Here is a 21,491-nt window from a genome sequence, read left to right as displayed (position 1 = left end):
ACACCGGGGGTCCGGGAACCCCCGCCTAGATCGGCAGCTTGCGGAAGATCGGGCGCGGGACGTGGCGCAGCGCGGACATCACGTACCTCATCGGCCCGGGCGCCCACACCAGGTCCTTGCCTTTGTCGGAGGCGGAAACGGCCAGCGCGGCAACGTATTCCTTGTCGACGGTGAGCGGGGCTTCCTTGACGTGTGCGCTGAACCGGGTGCGCACCTGGCCGGGACGGATGACCAGCACGCGGACGCCGAACGGTTTGAGCGCTTCGCCGAGACCGAGGTAGAACCCGTCGAGTCCGGCCTTCGTGGAGCCGTAGACGAAATTGGACCGCCGCACCCGCTCGCCGGCGACCGAGGACATGGTGATGATCCGGCCGAAGCCCTGCGCCTTCATCTTCGCGGCGACGAGCACGCCGACCGAGACGCCCGCGGTGTAGTTGACGCCGACGATCCGGACTGCCTTGCGCTGGTCCTGCCACAGTTCCTCGGGGTCGGCGTCGAGACCGAACGCGACGATCGCGACGTCGACGTCGCCCTGACCGAACGCCTCGTCGACGACCTTCGGGTGCGAGTCGGTGTCGAGCCCGTCGAAATCGATCACCTCGACGCTGCTCGCACCCGCGTACTTCAGCTGCTTCACCGCGTCGTCGCGGCCCGGGTCGCCGGGCAGTGTGGCGAGGATGACCCGCATCGGGCCCTTCTTCAGATATTCGGTGCAGATCGCGAGACCGATCTCGGAGGTGCCACCGAACAGCAGCAGTGTCTGGGGGTTACCGACAGCGTTGATCAAAACGACTCCAGCTCAGTTCAGTTCGAGGCGGCGGGCCATGTCGGACATGAACACACCATGGGGATCGGCGGTACGGCGGACCTTGATCCACTCGTCGATCTGTGGATACATCCGGTGGAACGTCTCGGCCCGTACTCGCGAGTCCTTCGCGGTGTAGAGCCGGCCACCGAACTCGAGCACCCGCTGGTCCAGGGCGGACAGGAACGCATCGAGACCGTCGCTGATCGGGAAGTCGACGCAGATGTTCCAGCCGGCCATCGGGAAGCTCAGCGGCGCTTGGTTTCCCGGGCCGAACAGCTTGAAGACGTTGAGGAACGAGTAGAACCCGGACTTCTGGATATCGATGATGATGTTCTTGAACTCGCCGACCGACTCCGGCGGCACCACGAACTGGTACTGCAGGAAGCCGTTCGAGCCGTAGGCGCGGTTCCACTCACCGAACATGTCGAGCGGGTGGTAGAACGCGGTGAGGCTCTGCACCTTGTCGCGGTAGGTGCCCGCCTTGCGGTACCAGGCTTCGCCGATCGGACCGAAGGTGTACTTGTTGGCCAGCCCGTTGGGGAACACGTCCGGGACCGTGAAGAACGTCTTGCCGCTGAACCCGAGGGGGTTCTTCTGCAGCTTCTTGGGCAGCTGGTCGACGGTGGCGAGCGACCCGCGCGAGATCGCCGCCCGGCCCAGCTTCGGCGGCGCACTGATCGCGTCGAACCAGGCGCTGGAGTAGGTGTACTTGCTCTCCGAGCCGTCGCTGTGGAAGGCGATCGTCTCGTCCAGGCTCGCGGTGACGTCGCCGTCCGCGATGAAGTACGCCGTCTCGGTCGGGGTCATCGCGATCGTGGCGCGCAGGATGATGCCGGTCAGCCCGCAGCCACCGACGGTTGCCCAGAACAGCTTGGCGTTGCGGCCCTTCGGGGTCAGCGTCGTGATCTCGCCGTCCGCCGTCAGCAGGTCCATCGAGCGCACGTGGTTGCCGAAACTGCCCGCACTGTGGTGGTTCTTGCCGTGAATATCGGATCCGATCGCGCCACCGACGGTGACCTGACGGGTGCCCGGCAGCACCGGAACCCACAGGCCGAACGGCAGGGCGGCGCGCATCAACTGGTCGAGGTTGACCCCTGCGTCGACCTCGACCAGGCCGCTGCCCGCGTCGATCTTGTGGATCTTGTGCAGCGCGGTCATGTCGATGACGAGTCCGCCCGCGTTCTGCGCATTGTCGCCGTACGAGCGAGCCAGGCCGCGCGCGATGACGCCGCGCCGCAGGTGGCTCGGCTTGCCATCGTTCTGCTCGGCGACCTGCTTGACCGCTGCGGCGATCACTTCGGTGTCGGGGGTGCGGAGCACTTCCGCCGTGGTGGGAGCCGTGCGCCCCCAGCCGTGCAGGGAGCGGGTCTGCGTCGGCAGCGGGCTCGCGACCGGTGCCGCTGCGGCGCTTTCGAGGTCAATAGGCTGAGACATCGGCATTGAGGCTACCTCAGCGCCCAGCACCGATCGCGCGGCTCGTAGGACGTCGTTCGGCCGCCGGTTACCCTCGTCACCGTGTCCGAAGCCGAAACCAGTGGGGGCGAACAGCGGGGGGCCAGTACCCACGAACCACATCTCCCGCTCCCGCCCGAACTGCCGCTCACCGACGAGCCGGGCGGTACCGATGTCGACCTCGTCACGCAGGTCGTCCGGTTCGCCATCACCGGCGGCCTCTCCGCGATCGTGGACTTCGGCCTGTACGTGGCGTTGCTGTCCGCCGGGCTGCACGTCAGCGTCGCCAAATCGATCAGCTTCATCGCCGGCACGTCGACCGCCTACGTGATCAATCGGCGGTGGACATTCAACGCCCCGCCGAGTCGCGCCCGGTTCGCCGCCGTCATCGCGCTGTACGGCGTGACCTTCGCGGTGCAGGTCGGGATCAACTTCGCGCTCTACCACGCGCTGCCCGATCAATGGTGGCGCGTGCCGGTGGCCTTCGTCATCGCACAGGGCACGGCGACGGTCATCAATTTCATCGTGCAGCGCGTGGTGATCTTCCGAATTCACTGACCGGCCGATCCGAATAGCGAGTCCGGGTGGCGGCGCTGCCGAACGGGGCGTCTACTGGAGGTTGGGGGAGCCGGGAGGCCACGATGGACGGCCAAGACACAACGAGAGACGCATCGAGAACGCAGCAGACCGATCGGCGCGCCAATCAGCTCGCGCGCATGCTGGTCGGCTATGGCGTCGGTCCCGGTAGCACGGTGGTCACGGCATTGCGCTCGATCGAGGACACCCGCCTGGCCCAATCCGCGGTGGTGCGCGCCGGTGCGCACAGCGTCGCGGTCGATCCAGGATTACCAGGTTGGCGCATCTCCGCGGTGGTGGCCGATGCCCGCGCCGACCTGGGCATCACGCTCGGGGCGTTTCTGACCCCGCTGCCGCCGAGCGTGCGCTGGCTCGAACTCGATGATCCCGGCCTGCAGCGCGAGGCCGCGGTGCAGCCCGCCGAACCGCTCACCGAAAACGACCGCATCCAGCATCCGTGGCTCCCGGCGCAGGCCAGAGAGCTAACCGACGAACGGGTCAGGCGGTCACCGGAGCAAGCGTCACCGGCACCCCGTTGAACACGGCGTTACCGGAGAGCACGTCGATTAGCGCGTCGTCGGTGAGTTCGTTCGCGTTCACTCCTGCATTCGCCGCGGCAACCGATTGCGTGCTGCGCGCGTGACCCCAGCCGTGCGGCAGGCTCACCACCCCGGGCATGATCGCGTCGGTCGGTTCGAGCGGCACGGTGAGCTCGCCCGCCGCGGACTTCACCACGGCCTGGTCGCCGAGTCCCAGTCGGTCCACGTCGGCCGGATTGATCTGCAGCGTGCAGGTGTTGGAGCCGCCGACCAGGGAGGCAACGTTGTGCATCCAGCTGTTGTTGGAACGCAGCTGTCGCCGCCCGATCAGCACCAGCTCCGGCCGGGCACGGGCGATGTACTCCCGCAGCCGCGCCACATCGTCGACCAGCGCGGGCGGGGCGAGCTCGACCCGCCGCGATTCCGTGCACAGCCGCTCGTCCAGCTGGGGCTGCAGCGGGCCGAGGTCGATGCCGTGCGGGTTGTCCAGCAGTGCCTGCAGGTTCAGCGTGCCGCCGTTCCATTCGCCGTACGGGCCGAGCCGCAGCATCATGTCCAGCCGCAGTTCGGCGCCGGTCTCGCCACGGAGTTCGGCGCGCAGTTCTGCGGTGTCACGGCCCTCGACCGGGCTCCCGGCGACGGTGACCGCCTTCTGCAGCGTCGTGCCGATCACCAGTTCGTCGGCGAGGGCCGGATCGCCGGCTTGCCCGGCGGCGGCCATCGCCAGCCGGGCCAAGATCTCGGCCTCGGACGGCTGCGCGTCCAGCGGCAGGGCAGGTGGTGAGTAGCGGGCGTAGTTGCGCACCGCGAATCCGAGCAGCGCGAAGTCGTAGTGCGGTGACTGCAGCGTGGTCGGGGGCGGCAACACCACGTTCGCGTGCCGGGTGGTCTCGTTGAGGTAGCGATCGACGCTGACCATGAAGTCGAGCTCCGGCAGCGCCCGGCCGATCCGGTCGCCGCTCGGCGCGGACAGCACCGGGTTGCCCGCCACCGTGACCAGCGCGCGGATCCGGCCCTCGCCCGGTGTTTCGATCTCGTCGGCGAGGGTGGCGACCGGCAACTCGCCGTTCGCCTCCGGCAGCCCACGCACCCGGCTTGTCCAGCGTCCGGTGCGGTAGGGCCGGCTGCGCCGGATCCGGCCGACCGCGGGAGTCGCGAACATCGCACCGCCCGGTCGGTCCAGATTCCCGGTCAGGACGTTGACCACCTCGACGAGCCACTGCGCGAGGGTGCCGAACTCGGCGGTGCACGTGCCGATTCGCGCATACACGGCCGCGGTCTTCGCCGCCGCGAGTTCGTGCGCGATCCGGGTGATGGTCGCCGCGGGAACGCCGGTCTGCGCCTCGGCGATCTCGGGGGAGAACAGCGTCGCCACGGCCCGTAGCTCGTCGAGACCCGCCACCGGAATTTTGGTCGCTCCGCAGGTTCCGCTCCGGACATCGATCTCGGTCAGTTCGTCGGCGAACAGCACATGCACGATCCCGAACAGCAGGAACGGGTCGGTCCCCGGCCGGATGAAGATGTGCTCGTCGGCGCGGTCGGCCGTGCGGGTGCGGCGCGGATCGACCACGACGACCTTCCCGCCCCGAGCACGGATCGCCTTCATCCGCCCCGGGAAGTCGGGCGCGGTGCACAGCGAGCCGTTCGATTCCATCGGGTTGGCGCCGAGCATGAACAGGTAGTCGGTGCGGTCGAGATCGGGGACCGGGATGGCGAGTGGATCGCCGAACATGAACCCGGACGCAACGTGTTTGGGCATCTGATCGGCGGTGCTGGCGCTGAAGAAGCTGCGGGTGCCGAGTGCACGGAGCAGCACCGGCAGGTACAGCCCGCCGGCCACGGTGTGTGCGCTCGGGTTGCCGGCGTAGAGCGCGAGCGCGGAACGGCCGTGTTCGGCCACGACCGCGCCGAAGCCGGCGGCCACCGCGTCGAACGCCTCGTCCCAGCCGACCTCGCGCCAGGTGTCACCGGTGCGGATCATCGGCGCGCGCAGCAGGTCGGGATCCTCGTCCAGTTTGCCGAGGCTCGCGCCCTTCGGGCAGATGAACCCCTTGCTGAACGGGTCGTCCCGGTCGCCGCGGGCCGAGACGACGCGGTCGTGCTCGTCGAGTTCGATTTGCAGTCCGCAGACCGCCTCACACAGCGGGCAGGTGCGCAGCACGGTCCGTCGGGAGCCTGCGGTTCGACGAGTTTCGTTTCGACGAGGTTCAGGGGTCGGCATGGCACTCATTCTGTGCCGCAGGACCGACAAAAAGAACCCCGCACACCGACGGTCAGGGATTGCGCGGGGGATTGCGCCCGTCGGTGTGCGGGGTGGGGAGAGGAAAGTCGATTTGTGGCTGTCGCGCTGCGGCCCGGTCAGGAGGCGGCGGAACGGGCGTGCGCCGTCGCACTGCGCGCATTCCGAGCCTGTACCGCACGAACCGCGGCCGCGAGGGCGACGGCGGCGGGCATAGCGCGATCGGGGGCGCTCGACCACTGGCCGGCTGCAGCCGACTCGGTCGCCGGCAGCGGAATCGCCGTGCCACCGCGGTGGACGGTCGCACCGGCCTCGATCAGCCAGGCGAGTGCCATTTCGGCCTTCGCGAGGCCCGCGACCACGTGGATCTCCCGGAACTCGCTGCCGGGAAGCTCGAGCACCGGGCCGATCAGCCCGTTCACGTGCAGGTACTCATGCACACCGCGCGCGAGATCACCGGCGAGTTCGATTCCGCCCATGTTGTCGTCTGTCAGCAGCGACACTTCATCGGCCGCCGTGGTGACTGTCCAGTCGTGGCGGTCGTACGTTGGAGCGGGTGCGCTCATGGCGTGAGGCGGTGCCGGTGGGGAGAGAGTCAGCACTACATCCTCCATTTCTGGATCGAGTAGCTACACGTTTCCCGGACTATCGTCCAGGTCACACAAATAGTTACAGGTTGTTTCCATTTTCATTTCGACTGGGCCGTTTGCGCTGTTCAGCCGATGTGGTGGTGATCACCGTGGTATTGGCCTCCCGGCGCGGAGAAGGATCAAGTTGTGGCTGCGGCACATTCACGGATCGGCACGGTCCGCGTGGGCACCTCCGGATGGGTCTATCCGCCGTGGCGTTCGGTGTTCTATCCGCCGGGTCTCGTGCAGCGCAAGGAGCTGGCGTACCTCGCCGACCAACTGACTTCGGTCGAGATCAACGGATCGTTCTATGCGCTTCAGCGGCCCGCCAGCTACCAGCACTGGGCATCGCAAACGGCGTCCGATTTCGTCTTCGCTGTGAAGGCGCCCCGGTTCGTCACCCACCTCAAACGGCTGCGCGACGTGGAGACTCCGGTTGCCAACTTTCTGGCCTCCGGTGTACTGGCGCTCGGACCTCGTCTGGGACCCCTGCTGTGGCAGCTTCCGCCCACTTTTCAGTTTCAAGAGGAATCGCTGCGGACGCTGCGAGCGTTTCTCGGTCTGCTGCCGCACACCACCGCCGGCGCGGCGGAACTCGCCCTCGGCCACGACGAGCGCATCGACGAGCGGGCCTGGACGACGACCGACGAAGACCGGCCGCTGCGGCACGCGATCGAGGTTCGCCACGCCAGCTTCGCGTCCGACGAGTTCGTCGAGCTGGCGAAGCAGGCGGGGGTGGCAATCGTGGTCGCCGACACCGCCGGAAAATTCCCCTACCTCGAACACCTCACGACGGACTTCGTCTACGTCCGGCTGCACGGCGATGTCGAGCTCTACACCAGTGGCTACACCGAGGACGCACTGCAGCGCTGGGCCGCGAAGGTTCGCGGCTGGGCGGCATCGGGTCGGGACGTGTACGTCTACTTCGACAACGACGTCAAAGTGCGCGCGCCCTTCGACGCCAAGCGGCTCATCGAACTCGTCTGAGTCCGGCGTCGGCCAGCTTCGGTGCCGCCTCGTCCTTCCCGGACCGGACGAACTCGAGCCGCCGGCCGTCCCGGGCCGTGGTCGGCCAGTCGATACCGATCGCCGGGTCGAACGCATCCACGTCCCGGTCGAGCTCCGGGGTGTATTCGATCGAGCACAGGTACATCACCGTCGAGTCGTCCTCGAGCGACAGGATGGCGTGTCCGAGGCCTTCGGACAGGTAGACCGCGCGCCGGTCGACATCGTCGATCAGCACGCTGTCCCAGGTGCCGAACGTCGGCGAGTCCGGGCGCAGATCGACCACCACATCGAGGAAGGCGCCGCGCACGCACGTCACGTACTTCGCCTGCCCGGGCGGGCTCAACGTGTAGTGGATGCCGCGCAGCACGCCGGCCGCCGACACCGAGCAGTTCGCCTGTTGCAGTGCCAGCGGTGCGCCGGTCGCGCGCTGGAACTCCGATGACTTGAACCACTCCAGAAAAACGCCGCGGCCGTCGCCGAACTGCTTCGGCGTGATCTCCCATGCGCCGGCGATCGACAGCTCCCGAATCTGCATCCGACGTCCCTACCAATCCCGGCGGTGTCTCGCCCGCCCTACCATTCCCGCCCCTGGTCCAGTAGTTGTAGCAGGTAATTCCCGTAGCCCGACTTCGTCAGGCGCTCGCCGCATTCGCGCAGCTGATCGTCGGTGATGAAGCCGCGCCGCCACGCGACCTCCTCGGGCACGCCGATCTTGAGGCCCTGACGTTCCTCCACCGTGCGCACGTAGTTCGAGGCGTCGAGCAGCGACGAGAAGGTTCCGGTGTCGAGCCAGGCGGTGCCGCGGGGCAGCACCTCCACCTGCAGTCGGCCCGCGTCGAGGTAGGCGCGGTTGACGTCGGTGATCTCGTATTCGCCACGCTCGGACGGCCGCAGGTCGCGGGCGATCTCCACAACGTCGTTGTCGTAGAAGTACAGGCCGGGAATCGCGTAATTCGACCGCGGCTTCTTCGGCTTCTCCTCGATCGACACGGCCCGTCCGTTCGGGTCGAATTCGATGACGCCGTAGGCCGTCGGGTCGGACACCCAGTACGCGAATACGGCGCCGCCGTGCACGTCGCCGAACCGATGCAGTTGACTGCCCAGGCCGGGGCCGTAGAAGAGGTTGTCGCCGAGTACGAGTGCTGCCGAGTCGGTGCCGATGTGGTCGGCGCCGAGCACGAACGCCTGGGCCAGCCCGTCCGGCTTCTCCTGCACCGCGTAGCTGATCGACACACCCAGGCGGGAACCGTCGCCGAGCAGCCGGGTGAACGCCTGCGCGTCGCCGGGCGTGGTGATCACCAGGATGTCCCGGATTCCCGCGAGCATCAACGTGGACAGCGGGTAGTAGATCATCGGCTTGTCGTAGACCGGCACGAGCTGTTTGCTCACCCCAAGCGTGATGGGGTGCAGTCGTGAGCCGGTTCCGCCGGCCAGGATGATTCCGCGCACGCAGTAAGTGTCTCAGCCGCGCGCGTCCACGTTACGGATCGCGATCGAGGGGATCCGTCCAGGTCGGGCGGAAAAATCACGGTTCGTCACGGTCGATCACGGTTGCCTACCGATTTCTCGTCGAATTCGGCAAATCCGGCGACGGTCGCCGCCTCGGGTGTTTCCGTTGCTAGCGATGCGGGAAAGATGCAGGAAACCGTCAGCGCCGACGTTTCACACCATGCCGCTTCCGTCGCGGTCGTGTCGGTGCGCGTGGAGTGGAGGATTGCATGTGCGCGATGCCGGTAACGGAGCCGCAGATACGGCCGGATCATTCCGCCCGTCGTCGCCGCAAGGCCGATGAGGCGATTCTGATGAACCCGGCGGGCCCGAGTCCGCAATCCCGCATTGTGCTCGAGCTGTGCCGCCGTGTCATCCGCCCCGCGGTGCGCGTCGCGCCGGTCACCTCGCTCGGACTGCGCGCGGCATTCCTGATCGAAGCACTCGCCGGGGTGCGCGGCGTTCCGTCCGGCATCGCCTGCGACCGGGTGCGACTGCCCGAGCTGCGGCTCGAGGTCGTACGGCCCGTCGACCGGATGGCGCACCACGGCGACGGGGTGGTGCTGTACTTCCACGGTGGCGGATTCGTCGCCTGCGGCACCAACACGCACCGTTCGGTGGTCGCCGGCCTCGCGCGCCGAACCGGAATGCCGGTGATCAACGTCGAGTATCGGCAGCTACCGAAGACGAATATCGCGGGCTCTGTTCGGGACTGTCTCACCGCCTACCGGTGGCTGCTCGATCAGGGTGCCGACCCACGCAAGGTCGTGTTCGCGGGTGACTCGGCGGGTGGCTTCCTGGTCTTCGCGACGGCATTGAAGGCGATCGAGGAGGGGCTGCCGCGGCCCGCCGGGTTGGTCGGCATGTCGCCGCTGCTCGACCTCGATTGTGCGGACAAATTCACCCATGCCAACGCGAAACTCGACGCGTTCGTGGCGGTACGTGGCCTTGCCGCGGTCTGCCGGCTCGGCGGCGCGGTGGACGGGGTGATCGACCCGCTGCTCTCGCCGGTCAACGGTGCGCTGGCGAAACTTCCGCCGGCACTGTTGCTCTGCGCCGAGGACGAGGTGCTGCGCTGCGACGCCGAGCTGATGTCGAAGCGGCTGCGGCGGGCGCGGGTCTCGACCGAACTGCAGCTGTGGCGTGGTCAGGTGCATGCCTTCCCGGCGCTGGCACCGAACCTGCCGGAGAGTCGCGCTGCGCTGGCAGGGGTCGCCCGGTTCATCCGATCGCGCACCTCGCCGCCGCGCACCGGCCGGGGTCGAATCGCCTGAGCGCGGCGGTCGGGCGTCGGTATTGTCGCGTTGTGCGCATTCTCGTCACCGGCGGAGCCGGATTCATCGGTGCCAACTTCGTGCTGCAAACGGTGGCGGAGCGCCCCGAAATCACCGTCACGGTCCTCGATGCGCTGACCTATGCGGGGAATCGGACATCGCTGGATTCGGTGGCCGACCGGATCGACTTCGTCCACGGCGACATCGCCGATCTCGATCTCGTCGACGAACTGGTCAGTGGCGTGGATGCGGTGGTGCACTTCGCTGCCGAATCGCACAACGACAATTCGCTGGCCGACCCGTGGCCGTTCGTGCAGACCAACGTCGTCGGTACCTTCTCGCTGCTGCAGGCGGTCCGCAGGCACGACGTGCGCTACCACCACATCTCGACGGACGAGGTGTACGGCGATCTCGAACTCGACGACCCGGAGCGGTTCACCGAGTCCACCCCGTACAACCCGTCCAGCCCGTACTCCGCCACGAAGGCGTCGAGTGATCTGCTGGTCCGCGCGTGGGCCCGTTCGTATGGGGTGCGCGCGACAATCTCGAACTGCTCCAACAACTACGGCCCCTATCAACACGTGGAGAAATTCATTCCACGCCAGATCACGAACCTCATCGACGGGATTCGGCCGCGACTCTACGGCGCGGGCCGGAACGTGCGGGACTGGATCCACGTGGACGACCACAACCGGGCGGTGTGGGACATCCTCGAGCGCGGCCGACTGGGGCAGACGTATTTGATCGGCGCCGACGGCGAACTCGACAACAAGTCCGTCGTGGCCGCTCTGCTCGCCGAGTTCGGCCGTGACCCGGACGATTTCGACTTCGTCACCGACCGGCCCGGGCACGACATGCGGTACGCGATCGACTCGACGCTGCTGCGCAGCGAGCTGGGCTGGCAACCGCGCTACCGCGACTTCCGCGAGGGGCTCGCCGCGACCGTGCGCTGGTACCGGGAGAACGAGTCGTGGTGGCGCCCGCGCAAGGAGGCGGTCGAACACGCCTACGCCGCTCAGGGGGAACGGACCCTGCCCACGCACTGACGTTGATCGCCGCACCCGCGTGGATGACATCGGCGACATAGGTGAATCGGCGACATCGGTGAATCGGTGGGCCGCTTGTGATTTCCGGCACCGAGCAGATTTTTTACGCGGCGTTGGACACAGCTGGGTCTCGAGTCTGTATATGGTGGGTCACACCTAATCGAGAGAGTTGGGGACGGGTGTGCTGGGACGGACGGTGGCAGCCGTGCTCGCGGTTGCCGTGAGTGGATTCGTAGCGACGGGATGCTCGACGACCGCTGCGAGCCAGGCGGATTCGGATCTTTCGGTCGCCACCTCGTCGCCGAAGCCACCGGCGCGGGCCATGCCGTTGTGGGATCCGTGCTCGATTCCCGGTGTGGTCGTGGACAAGACCGGCGTCGAACTCGGCACCGAGACGCCGGACTTCGTCGGCATGCCGCTCACTGACGCAAAGACCTGCGGGTGGAGCGCATCCAACTACGACCTCGTCGTGTATTCGACGCACCTCATGCCAAACGACATACAGGGCAATCCGCACTTCCGCGATATCCGCAGCGTGGTGGTCGCGAATCGGCCGGCGCTGATGTTCGGCGATGATTTCGTCGCGACCAACAGCCGCTCCTGCAATCTCGCATTCCCGATCTATCAGGGGGCGACGCTCGTCTCCCTGGTCACCACACCATCGACACGGGCGCCGAAGGAAGACGCCTGCGTCACCCTGACCCGCGACGCCGCATTCCTGGTGGACGAACTGCCGAGGTAGCCGGCCCACGTGGCGAGGTGGAACCGCGCGCGGATTCACCGCGTCTACCCCTGTGAAGAAAGGGGTAGCGGATGGATGCGGCAGAACGAAGCGCGCTGCGGTCGCGCAACGACGCGTTGCGGGCACAAATCGACTCGATGCTCGAGGCGCTCGAGCGTCAGCAGGAACACCTGGGCGAAGCGACCGCCCGATTGTCGACCACCACGGCCGAGGCCTGGTCCGCGGACGGTCTGGTGCGGGTGACGGTGAACGCGGCGGGCGTGCCCATCGGGGTGCATCTCGATCCGGAGTCGTTCAAGCGCTCGCGGCCGGACCGGCTTGGCGCATCCGTGGCCGAAGCCGCGCAGGCGGCCGCTCGTGCCGCGGCGCAACTCGCCCGGGAGGCGATTGCGCCGGTACGCGCGATCGCCGACGAAATGCCGGACCTGTCCGACCTGGTGCCGGGCGCACCGAGTCTGAAGGATCTGCTGAACCCGCCGACTCCCGGGCCCATTACCGCCGAACCGGCGAACACGCCCGGCGAAGACAGCTGGGGCGAGCCGATCCTGCGCACCGAGATCGATTCGCCGCGGCCCGTTCGCCCGCGCCCGTCGGTGGCAGACGACGACGACGATGATTTCGGCGGCTCGATCCTGCGGGACGCGCGATGAGCGGCTTCGTGCGTGTCGAACACGAGCGGTATCGGTGGTCGGCGCAGAAGTTCGAGGATCTCGCAGAGCGTTTGCTGCGGCTGAAACTGAACCTGGAATGGCGCCGCGACGCGGAGGGGGCCTGCTGGGGAGCCGACGAGCCGGGCGCTGCGTTCGCCTCGAAATATGTCGCGCCGGCAGGATCTGCGATCGGCAGTGCCGAAACCATGGTCGACGTGCTCGCCGGCGTCGCCGACCGCATTCGGGCCACCGCCGACGCACTCCAGATGACCGAACAGCAGCACGGTTCGAGCATGGCGCGAATCACCGACCGCATCGGTGGGGGCCAGTAGTGGGCATCGAAATTCCGGGTGCCCTGCGTTGGGTGTCGGACAAGGTTGTGGGCGCCGACTGGCCGGACGCGGATGAGACCGCGATGCGTCGGCTGGCAGACGATTGGCAGCAGGCGTCGACGATGGTGTCCGAGCTGGCCGACGATGGTGACGCGGAGTTGCGGTACGTCCGCACCACCATCGAGGGTGCCTCCGCCGATGCGATGGCCGAGAAGTGGGCGCAGATCGGCGGCTCCGCGGGTGCCCTGCGTGAGCTCGAGAAGCAGTTCGATGATCTGGTCGCCGAGCTCGAGGAGGGCGCGTCCGACGTAGAGCACGCAAAGCTGACAATCATCGGTGCGCTGAGCCTGTTGGCTGCCGAACTCGCGGCGGCAGCGGCGACCCTTGTGGTCTCGATCGGCACGAGTGCCGCCGCCGGTGCGGCGGCAGAGGCCGCGACCGCGACCACGATCCGCATGGTCATTCGGCAACTGATCGTGGATCTGTTGAAGAAGACCGCGCAGGAGTACTTCAAGTCCGTTCTGAAGGACACCGGCAAGGAGATCGGCCGACAGCTCTGGCAGCAGGGCGACGACCTCGTCGACATCGACTTCAGCCCGAGGGAGGGCCACCTAGACATCGATCTGAACATGCCGCATTTGGACGGGCGAAGGATCATGGACACGTTCGTCGACAGCTCGGTCGAGTCGCTCGCCACTGCCCCGATCGACGGCATCGGAGGCCACTACGCCGACCGTCTGGGCGGCTGGGGTGGAGCTGCGACGGAGGTGGCAACCGCAGGCGTCAGCGGTGGGGTGGGGCAGACCGTCGAGGACGCCAGATCCGACGAAGACGACGTCTCATGGGGCAGCTCCCTGTCCGGCGCAGAGAAAGGCGCGGGAGCGGAGGCGCTGAAACTGGCCGCCAAAGGTGCCGCGAAGGGCCACTGACCGCGCCTATCCCCACACCATCGCGTAGTACTTCAGTACCGCTGCGGCCAGCGCGATCACGACCGCGGCAACCACGGCGATGGCCGCGCCGTGACCGGGCGCGCGGCCGTCCGCGTGGGTGAGGCGAAGCGGTAGCCAGCGCAGCAGCACCGCGAACGCGGCGATTGCCAGCGGAAGGAAATACCTGCCCTGCAAACCGTCGACGATGAAGTAGCCGACCGGGCTGAACGAGAGATACAGCGTCCCGACGATCGCGGCGACGGACACGACGATGCCGAGGGCGACGACCGCCGTGCGCCGGTGCGATGCGACGAACCGCTCCGCCGTACCGGCTGCGACAGCCAACGCGACAAGCCAGGCCACGATGGACAGCGCGGGGACGGTCACGTAGCCGAAGCCGAGCTCCCCGAAGAACTCGCCGAACCACTCCTCGTCGCGGCGCAGCACGCTCTGCACGAGCACGTTCGCGAACCGCGCCGGATCGTGCAGCACGCCGGAAAGCTGGTCGCCCGGAATCACGGTGTGCCATTGCGAGGGTGTTCGCATCAGGCCCATGCCCCCGGTCGTCGGCCCCGAAATCACCGTCCAAGCGGCGAATCCGGCCGCACCGATCCCAGCGAACAGCCAGGGCAGCAACCGCATGCGCCCGATCAACCCCATTCGCTCGGCGGGCACGACGAGAACCGCCATCGCCAACAGCACATAGGCCGGCTTGCACAGCGGCAACGCCACCGCCCCGGCGAGCAACGCGGCGGTCTCGAGGCGGTTGAGTCGGACACCGAGGAACAGGCCCTTCACGAGCAGCGCTGACAGCACGATCGCGATCGCGTTGGTCATCGTGTCGGCGGTGATGGTGCCCGCCTGAAACACCCCGATAGGCAGCAGGGCCACCGCGAAGGCCAACCACTGCACGCGGTGGCGCCGCAGGGCGTGCAGTCCGAACCCGACCAGCGCCAGATACACGGCCAGCCCGGCGAGCCGGGTCGCGAGCATCAGCCCGCCCACATCGAGGTCGAGCGCTTCGGCAACCCGGATCCCGACCGTTGCCGGCACATAGGGCAGCGGCGAGTACGCGGAGGTGTTGGTGAACCAGATCGTGCGCTCGTCCGCCGACACCGACAGGTTCTCCAGCACCTCGTAGCCGCGTGCGTTCTGCGCGAGCGGCGCTGGTTCGGGGGGACTGTTCGTGTAATCGTCGAGCGCGTAGTTCATCAACGCGTCGACGCTGATGGGGACGTCGCCGCCGTAGGACACGCCCCGGGTGTCGTTGATCTCCTGGGGCAACAGCCCGCCGTGCGCGACCTGATACGCCCGTCCGAACTGGGTGATCTCGTCGTGTCCCCAGAACGGCGGGGTGATCACGGCGAACACGACCCCGAACACCGCTGCGACGATCGTGAAGACGACCGACGCGGTACCCCAGTGGCGGACCAGGTCCCGGGTCCGCGTCAGCGCGGTGCGACGGGCCGGTTGCGGTGGCTCGCCCACGGCGTCGTCGGTCCGTGGAGCGGCATCCGTCGAGGTCAACACGCGTCCGAGGGCAAGGGGCCGGTCACGGCTCGTCCGAGCGTCGCAGGGCCGGGTCATGCAGGTACAGCAGCCGTGCCGTCGAATGCCGGGAGCTGCGGATGCCGTCCAGGATCACCCCCGCGGTCCAGGCCAGGCACCCGACCAGCAGCAGCGTGAACGCCAGGAACAGAGTCGGGAAGCGTGGAACCAGGCCGGTGTCCCAGTACTCGACCAGGATCGGCACGGACATGCCGACAGCGACGAGCCAGCTGATGATCCCGACCACGCCGTAGAACGCGACCGGACGCTCGTGCCGGGCGAGCGTGCTGAGCAGCACCAGGATCCGGAAACCGTCGTGATAGGTGCGCAGCTTGCTGGTGCTGCCCGGCGGCCGGTCCCGGAACCCGACTTCGACGGAGGTCTGCGGCACCCGCAGCTGCAGGGAGTGCACGGTCAGCTCGGTCTCGATCTCGAACTCGCGCGACATCGCGGGGAAGCTCTTCACGAATCGTCGGGAGAACACCCGGAACCCGGAGAGCATGTCGGTGACGTTCTCGCCGAACAACCAGCCGACCATGCCGTTGAGCAGGTGGTTGCCGGTCTCGTGCCCGGGGCGGTACGCGTCCGATCCGGGGTCCTGGCGGCGCACACCGAGGACGTGGTCGTGTGGCCCGTCGAGCAGGGTCTTGATCAGCAGCGGAGTTGCCGCGGCGTCGTAGGTGTCGTCGCCGTCGATCATCACGTAGATGTCGGCCTCGATATCCGCGAAGGCGCGGCGCACGACGTTGCCCTTGCCCTTCGAGTTCTCCCGCCGCACGATCGCACCGGCCGAGAGCGCCCGATCGACGGTGGCGTCCGTGCTGAGATTGTCGTAGACGTAGACGACGATTCCGGGGACGGCGGTCTTCAGATCGCCGACGACCTTCGCGACCGCTGCCTCCTCGTTGTGGCAAGGGACTATCGCAGCGATGCGCAATTCGTCGGTGTCCACCTCGCCGGGTCCCTTGTCCGTTCCGCTCGGGATCGATTTCGACCCGGACCTTACCGGTAAACGCAGTGGGAACCTCGCAATGTGGTGTGCCGAACGCATCGCATGCCGATAACGATCACCCCTTGCTCGGCTCGCTCGACCCGGCGGCAGATGGCGGGGTTGATATCCTCGCGGCGGCCAGTGGGGTCACTTACGTTCGAGACGATTTCGGGGATTCATGAACCAGCCGGCGGGCGAAGCCGCGACCACAGTAGAGCCGACGAGCACCGTTGCTGCGCCGGATGCGCTGCTCACCGATCACCGCGCGCCGGACCGTCTGGTGGTCGCCCGAGGGCTGTTCAGGGGCCCGTCCGCGCGGGTGAGCGATGAGCTGTATGCGGTGGTCAAGGGGGATGCGCGCCGCGAGCGACTCACCGTGCGGCTCGCCGCGGGCGCGCGGATGCACACCAACACCTACTTCGGCCGGTTCGCCGCCGCGTACTGGCAGCGCTGGACCGAGGTGGCCGAGGTGCGGCTGAGCATGCGGCTCGGCGTGGGCGACCGCGCCCGGGTCCAGCTGTTCGCCTCCGATATCGCCGGCCACCGCCGGATCGTCGACTCGGTGGAAATCGACCGGACCGCGGGTGTAGTCGAGCTGACGGCCCGACTCGACATGTTTCTCGACGGCGGTGCGCTGTGGTTCGAGCTCGAGGCGCGCGGTGGCGAGGTCGGCGTCGAGGACGTGGCGTGGTCGGTCGGCGCGCCCGATCGGCTGCGGCCCGTCGCGATCGCAATCTGCACCTTCAACCGAGCCGATGACTGTGCGAACACGGTCGCCGCGCTTGCCTCCGACGAACGTGTGCTCGACGGCATCGACGGTGTGTACGTCGTCGATCAGGGCACCGATGTCGTCGCCGACCGCGAGTTGTTCACCGAGACCGCGGCGAAGCTCGGTGACAAGTTGCGTTACCTGCGTCAGCCGAACTTGGGCGGGGCCGGCGGATTCACCCGCGGTATGGCCGAGATCTCCGCGGCCAACGAGCACTGCGACGTCATCCTGATGGACGACGACATCCTCTGCGAGCCCGAGACCGTGCTGCGGTTGAGCGCGTTCGCCAACCTCACCACGCAGCCCACGCTGGTCGGCGCGCAGATGCTGTTTCTCCTCAACCCCGATTACCTCAATGTCGGGGCCGAGGAAGTGCATCTGCACAAGTTGATGCATGGCCAGAAGGTGTCGAAGGCGCTGCGCAACACGTCGATGCTGAAGAAGAACCAGGAGCGCCGCGTCGACGCCGGCTACAACGCCTGGTGGACGTGCCTGATCCCGGCCGAAGTGATCGCGAAAGTCGGTCTGCCGCTGCCGATCTTCTTCCAGTGGGACGACGTGGAGTATGGCATCCGTGCCCGCGAGGCCGGCTTCGTCACGGTCACCCTGCCCAATGCGGCGGTGTGGCATGCGGACTTCTACTGGAAGGATTTCGACGACTGGGCGCGCTATTTCAGCATGCGCAACTCGCTGATCGTCGCCGCGCTGCATTCCGAGATGGACGCGAAAGCATTGTCGCGCCGGCTTTTCCGCCAGCTCGCCGAGTACCTGGTCGGAATGCAGTACGGGCTCGCGCACACCACCCTGCAGGGCATCGAGGACTTTCTGTCCGGTCCGCAGATCCTGCGGGATGGCGGACAGGCAGCGCTCACGGCAATCCGTTCCGGCCGCGCGGATTATCCGGAGACGGTGAAGCATTCGGCGACCGACGCACCCGTGCCGACCGCGGAGGTGCATGTGCGTCGCGCAGGCGGCGAGCCGAGCCTGCTCAAGACGATCCTGGTCAAACGCGCGATCGGTCAGTGGTTCGGCCGCACGCAGCACGGCATCATCGGCGTGCCCCGCGAGGACGCGCATTGGTGGCACGTGTCGTTGTTCGACCATGTCGTGGTGACCGACGCATCCCAGTCCGGTGTCCGAGTTCGGCAGCGCGACAAGGCGAAAGCCCGGGCCTTGCTCCTGCGCACGATCCGTACGCTGCGCCGCTTCCAGCGTGAGCTGCCCCGGCTGCAGCGCGAGTATCGCGATGCGGTGCCGGGGCTCACGAGCCGCGAGAACTGGGATCGGCTGTACCGGTAGAGCTCAGCCAGGTGTGGGTCAAGCGTCGAGGAACAGGTCGAGCTGCAGCTCAGCGTCGCCTGGGACGACGCGGTACTTGTCGAAGTCGGTAACCCCTTGTGCGGCAAGTACTTCATCGTCGATGAAGAAGTTGCCGGTGGTGTCGGCGGCGGGCGAGGTCAGCACGGCGTAGGCGGCGTCGGCGTAGATATCGGGGGTGCGCGAGTTCGCCACCATGTCGTCGCCGCCGAGCAGATTCTTCACCGCCGCGGTCGCGATCGTGGTGCGCGGCCATAGCGAATTCACCGCGATACCATCGCCTTTCAGCTCCTCGGCGAGCCCGAGCGTGGTCAGGCTCATGCCGTACTTCGCGATAGTGTAAGCGAGCGATGCGCCCGCCCACCGCGGGTTCAGGTTCAGCGGTGGGGATAGCGTCAGAATATGCGGGTTCCGCCCGGCCTTGGCCGAGTCGCGCAGCGCCGGGATGCTGAGCTTGGAGAGCAGGAAGCTGCCGCGGCAGTTGATGTCCTGCATCAGGTCGTATTTCTTCATCGAGATCGCGTCGGTCGGGGACAGGTCGATCGCGCTCGCGTTGTTGACCACGATGTCGATGCCGCCGAAGCGGTCTACGGTCAGTCGCACCGCCTCGGCGACCGAATCGTCGATCCGCACGTCGCCGAGGTGCTTGAGGACGGTGCCGCCGGCTTCCTCGAGCTCGGCCGCGGCGGTGTGGATGGTGCCGGGCAGCTTCGGGTGCGGGGTGTCCGTCTTGGCGATGAGCGTGATGTTCGCGCCGTCGGCGGCGGCCCGTTTCGCGATCTCGAGCCCGATGCCCCGGCTGCCGCCGGACATGATCATGGTCTTCCCGGCCAGCGGTTTCGTAGCGGCAGCCGTCATGGGGACTCCTTCGTTGTCGCGGTGTCGTGCAAAGCGGGGGTTCGTGCCAGATCCTACGGACGAGCGCTGTCGGACTGCCCCGGTACCGTCGCGAAGATGGACGGTGCGGACCGTTTCGAGGAGCTGGTCGCGGCGCTGCTGCCCGAGCCGGGGGTTGAACCCCCGAACGCCGGGCGGAGCTTCGGTGCGAGTGCGATCAAGGTGGACCGGAAGATCTTCGCGATGCTCGCCGACGGTCGGCTGGTGGTCAAGCTGCCGAAGTCGCGCGTCGACGAGCTGGTCGCTGCCGCTCACGGGAACCGGTTCGACGCGAACAAAGGCAAGCCGATGAAGGAGTGGCTGCGCCTCGCGCCCGAGTCCAGCCTGGATTGGTTGGAGCTCGCGCGCGAGGCGTACGCCTTCGTCCGCGGTTAGCGGCGATTCGGCACCGTGCGGGGTTAGCGGCGGCTCCGATACAGAGACCGCGAGGCGCGGGTCTGAATCTTGACCGCCCGGGTCCGCTCGGCGCGCAACCGGGCGTCCGACCGTGCCGCCATCCACTCGTTCTCCCTGGCGAGTTTGCGGTAGCTGTCGAGCCGGCGCTGCGGCAGGAGGCCCGCGTCGATGGCCTCTTGTACCGCGCAGCCCGGTTCCCCGGAATGCGCACAATCGCCGAACCGGCACGCCACGCCGAATTCCTCGACGTCGGCGAAGGCCTTGTTCAGCCCGTCCACGACGTCCCACAGACCCACTCCGCGCAACCCGGGTGTGTCGATGAGCTGCCCACCGAAGGGCAACGGCACCAGTTCGCGGGCGACCGTGGTGTGCCTGCCTTTGCCGTCGACACCGCGAACATCGTTGGTGGCCAGGCATTCTTCGCCGAGCAGCGCATTGGCGAGGGTGGATTTGCCCGCACCCGACGCGCCGAGCAGCACGACGGTGCCGGTGAGCAGTGCCGTCAGCACATCCATCCCGTCGCCGGTGGTGGCGCCGACCGCGACCACCGGCACCCCGGGTGCAGAGGCACGGACCTCGTCGAGTGTGGTCTCGAGATCGTTGGCGAGATCGGATTTCGTCAGCACCGCGACCGGTTGCGCACCGCTCTCCCAGGCCAGCGCGAGCAATCGTTCAACGCGGCCGAGGGAGAGTGTTTGATCGAGCGCGGCCACCACGAGCACCGTGTCGATGTTCGTGGCGAGCAGTTGCGAGGCGGATTGCGCACCGGCCGATGCGCGTCGAATTTCGCTGCGGCGCTGGATGATTTGTGCCACGCGATGGTACTCGTCGAGCACCACCCAGTCGCCGGTGCAGACCGGGTCGGCGGTGGTGCGGGCACGCACGATCCCGTCCGAGGTCGCCGCATAGGATTCGCCGCGGTCGACGCGCACGACACGCGCCGGGATTGAGCCAATGTGCAGATGTGGATCGAAACTTTCGGCTACCGAGTCGGACCAGCCGTAATTGAGCAGGAGGCCAGGATCGGCCATGAGAGATGTCCTTTGACGAAGGAGGGTTGGGCAGCGGAAATCACCGTCCGGGCAGCCATGGCCCTGCACCTCCTGGTCGCGACCTGCAATTACCTCCACGATCGCACTGTGCGGCGTGGCGTACAACCGATTTTTTGCGCGCGGTCCGCTCGTCTCGCCGACGCTATCCCGCGGCCGGCCCGAGCACGCGATACCGCAGATGTGTCACCCTATTGCCCCGGTGCACTTCGGGATCCGACAGACGCACCGGTGCGGACCGCAGATTCGCGAAGAACGGGATGCCCGCCCCGAGCAGCACCGGAATCAGGTCGACGGAGATCACATCGATCAGCCCGGCATCCAAGCACTGCTGGGTAACGTTCGCGCTCGCGACTGCGACCGTCCCGTCGCCGGCGACAGATTTCGCTTGCGCGACAGCACTTTCCACGCCGTCGGTCACGAAGGTGATGCCGCCGTGCGACCAGTCCTCGGGTGGCGCGTGGGTCACGATGAACACCGGCGCCCCGGTGGGATGTTTCCCGCCCCAGCCCTGCGCGATCTCGAACAACCGGCGGCCGCCGACCACTGCGCCGAGTTCGCCGAAGTCGGAAAGCGCCTCGGCGTCTGCCTCGGACACATTGATCGCGATGTCCTCGTTCGCCGTGTCGACTGCGACCGGACCGGCGGAGTACCACTCGAAGAGCAGGTCGACGCCATCGTCGGGATCGGCGATGAAGCCGTCGAGCGACATCGACATATTGGCGATCACGATTGCCATCGGATTCTCCTTCGCTTGCCGAGTGCCTCACTCAATAATCGAATCAGATTCGCCGATTTAGACACCGGTCCCC

The 21,491-nt window shown here is 67.3% G+C and carries 22 protein-coding genes; 11 read left to right on the top strand and 11 right to left on the bottom strand.

What is annotated here, in order from left to right:
• Positions 1-25: 25 nt before the first annotated feature.
• Complete coding sequence (locus OG921_RS03340) at positions 26-787, bottom strand: decaprenylphospho-beta-D-erythro-pentofuranosid-2-ulose 2-reductase (protein ID WP_266110906.1); 762 nt, start codon at positions 785-787, stop codon at positions 26-28.
• 12 nt (positions 788-799) lie between these two features.
• The gene (locus tag OG921_RS03335; protein WP_266110905.1) at positions 800-2,242 is read right to left on the bottom strand and encodes an FAD-binding oxidoreductase; all 1,443 of its coding nucleotides are present in this window, start codon (positions 2,240-2,242) and stop codon (positions 800-802) included.
• An 81-nt stretch (positions 2,243-2,323) separates the two neighbouring features.
• On the opposite strand from OG921_RS03335, the gene OG921_RS03330 reads away from it, so the two are divergent.
• Both OG921_RS03330 and OG921_RS03325 read left to right on the top strand, forming a co-directional pair.
• Positions 2,324-2,818, top strand: coding sequence for a GtrA family protein (locus OG921_RS03330; protein WP_323182653.1), 495 nt, complete (start codon positions 2,324-2,326; stop codon positions 2,816-2,818).
• A gap of 83 nt (positions 2,819-2,901) precedes the next feature.
• Positions 2,902-3,375, top strand: a complete 474-nt coding sequence (locus OG921_RS03325) for an AMP-binding protein (protein ID WP_266110903.1) — start codon at positions 2,902-2,904, stop codon at positions 3,373-3,375.
• On the opposite strand, the gene OG921_RS03320 is transcribed toward OG921_RS03325, so the two are convergent.
• Positions 3,335-5,596: a molybdopterin-dependent oxidoreductase gene (locus tag OG921_RS03320; RefSeq protein WP_266110902.1), complete on the bottom strand. Its 2,262-nt coding sequence runs from the start codon at positions 5,594-5,596 to the stop codon at positions 3,335-3,337. The genes OG921_RS03325 and OG921_RS03320 overlap by 41 nt on opposite strands.
• A 137-nt stretch (positions 5,597-5,733) precedes the next feature.
• Entirely contained in the window at positions 5,734-6,180 is a 447-nt protein-coding gene (locus OG921_RS03315; RefSeq protein ID WP_266110901.1) for a hypothetical protein, read from the bottom strand.
• 231 nt (positions 6,181-6,411) lie between these two features.
• Here OG921_RS03315 and OG921_RS03310 point away from each other — a divergent pair, with 231 nt between their 5' ends.
• Positions 6,412-7,230: a DUF72 domain-containing protein gene (locus tag OG921_RS03310; protein WP_266111046.1), complete on the top strand. Its 819-nt coding sequence runs from the start codon at positions 6,412-6,414 to the stop codon at positions 7,228-7,230.
• Here OG921_RS03310 and OG921_RS03305 read toward each other — a convergent pair.
• Both OG921_RS03305 and rfbA read right to left on the bottom strand, forming a co-directional pair.
• Positions 7,214-7,786 carry a dTDP-4-dehydrorhamnose 3,5-epimerase family protein gene (locus tag OG921_RS03305; protein ID WP_266110900.1) on the bottom strand — a complete coding sequence of 191 codons (573 nt, stop codon included), beginning with the start codon at positions 7,784-7,786 and terminating at the stop codon, positions 7,214-7,216. The two genes, OG921_RS03310 and OG921_RS03305, sit on opposite strands and share 17 nt — an antisense overlap.
• A gap of 38 nt (positions 7,787-7,824) precedes the next feature.
• Positions 7,825-8,700, bottom strand: coding sequence for a glucose-1-phosphate thymidylyltransferase RfbA (gene rfbA, locus OG921_RS03300; protein WP_266110898.1), 876 nt, complete (start codon positions 8,698-8,700; stop codon positions 7,825-7,827).
• Between the two features lie 353 nt (positions 8,701-9,053).
• Here rfbA and OG921_RS03295 point away from each other — a divergent pair, with 353 nt between their 5' ends.
• The 6 genes from OG921_RS03295 (at position 9,054) to OG921_RS03270 (ending at position 13,712) form a co-directional block, all read left to right on the top strand.
• Positions 9,054-10,013, top strand: coding sequence for an alpha/beta hydrolase (locus tag OG921_RS03295; protein WP_266111045.1), 960 nt, complete (start codon positions 9,054-9,056; stop codon positions 10,011-10,013).
• Positions 10,014-10,045: 32 nt separating this feature from the next.
• A complete protein-coding gene (gene rfbB / locus OG921_RS03290) occupies positions 10,046-11,059 on the top strand; it encodes a dTDP-glucose 4,6-dehydratase (RefSeq protein WP_266110897.1) in 1,014 nt (337 codons plus the stop codon).
• Between the two features lie 196 nt (positions 11,060-11,255).
• On the top strand, positions 11,256-11,801 hold the full coding sequence (locus tag OG921_RS03285; RefSeq protein WP_266110896.1) for a DUF3558 family protein: 546 nt from the start codon (positions 11,256-11,258) through the stop codon (positions 11,799-11,801).
• Positions 11,802-11,872: 71 nt separating this feature from the next.
• Positions 11,873-12,451, top strand: a complete 579-nt coding sequence (locus tag OG921_RS03280; protein ID WP_266110895.1) for a YbaB/EbfC family nucleoid-associated protein — start codon at positions 11,873-11,875, stop codon at positions 12,449-12,451.
• Positions 12,448-12,783 carry a hypothetical protein gene (locus tag OG921_RS03275; protein ID WP_266110894.1) on the top strand — a complete coding sequence of 112 codons (336 nt, stop codon included), beginning with the start codon at positions 12,448-12,450 and terminating at the stop codon, positions 12,781-12,783. Before OG921_RS03280 ends, OG921_RS03275 begins: the two co-directional genes overlap by 4 nt.
• Positions 12,784-12,815: 32 nt before the next feature.
• Positions 12,816-13,712: a hypothetical protein gene (locus OG921_RS03270; protein ID WP_266110893.1), complete on the top strand. Its 897-nt coding sequence runs from the start codon at positions 12,816-12,818 to the stop codon at positions 13,710-13,712.
• Positions 13,713-13,718: 6 nt separating this feature from the next.
• On the opposite strand, the gene OG921_RS03265 is transcribed toward OG921_RS03270, so the two are convergent.
• Together OG921_RS03265 and OG921_RS03260 are read right to left on the bottom strand one after the other, a co-directional pair.
• On the bottom strand, positions 13,719-15,242 hold the full coding sequence (locus tag OG921_RS03265) for a DUF2142 domain-containing protein (protein ID WP_266110892.1): 1,524 nt from the start codon (positions 15,240-15,242) through the stop codon (positions 13,719-13,721).
• A gap of 22 nt (positions 15,243-15,264) precedes the next feature.
• Positions 15,265-16,212 carry a glycosyltransferase gene (locus OG921_RS03260; RefSeq protein WP_266110891.1) on the bottom strand — a complete coding sequence of 316 codons (948 nt, stop codon included), beginning with the start codon at positions 16,210-16,212 and terminating at the stop codon, positions 15,265-15,267.
• A 217-nt stretch (positions 16,213-16,429) separates the two neighbouring features.
• Between OG921_RS03260 and OG921_RS03255 the strand changes: the two genes are divergently transcribed.
• Entirely contained in the window at positions 16,430-18,319 is a 1,890-nt protein-coding gene (locus OG921_RS03255; RefSeq protein ID WP_266110890.1) for a glycosyltransferase, read from the top strand.
• 18 nt (positions 18,320-18,337) lie between these two features.
• Here OG921_RS03255 and OG921_RS03250 read toward each other — a convergent pair whose 3' ends face one another.
• Positions 18,338-19,195, bottom strand: a complete 858-nt coding sequence (locus OG921_RS03250; RefSeq protein ID WP_266110889.1) for an NAD(P)-dependent oxidoreductase — start codon at positions 19,193-19,195, stop codon at positions 18,338-18,340.
• Positions 19,196-19,291: 96 nt separating this feature from the next.
• Here OG921_RS03250 and OG921_RS03245 point away from each other — a divergent pair, with 96 nt between their 5' ends.
• Entirely contained in the window at positions 19,292-19,609 is a 318-nt protein-coding gene (locus tag OG921_RS03245; RefSeq protein WP_266110888.1) for a hypothetical protein, read from the top strand.
• Between the two features lie 23 nt (positions 19,610-19,632).
• Here OG921_RS03245 and rsgA read toward each other — a convergent pair whose 3' ends face one another.
• Positions 19,633-20,661 carry a ribosome small subunit-dependent GTPase A gene (rsgA, locus tag OG921_RS03240; protein WP_266110887.1) on the bottom strand — a complete coding sequence of 343 codons (1,029 nt, stop codon included), beginning with the start codon at positions 20,659-20,661 and terminating at the stop codon, positions 19,633-19,635.
• A gap of 163 nt (positions 20,662-20,824) precedes the next feature.
• On the bottom strand, positions 20,825-21,418 hold the full coding sequence (locus OG921_RS03235; protein ID WP_266110886.1) for a dihydrofolate reductase family protein: 594 nt from the start codon (positions 21,416-21,418) through the stop codon (positions 20,825-20,827).
• Positions 21,419-21,491: the final 73 nt, after the last annotated feature.

This window comes from Aldersonia sp. NBC_00410 (genome assembly GCF_026342035.1).
GTDB lineage: Bacteria > Actinomycetota > Actinomycetes > Mycobacteriales > Mycobacteriaceae > Aldersonia.
Note: the sequence above shows the minus strand (reverse complement) of the source record. Positions and strands in the feature narration are given on the sequence as shown.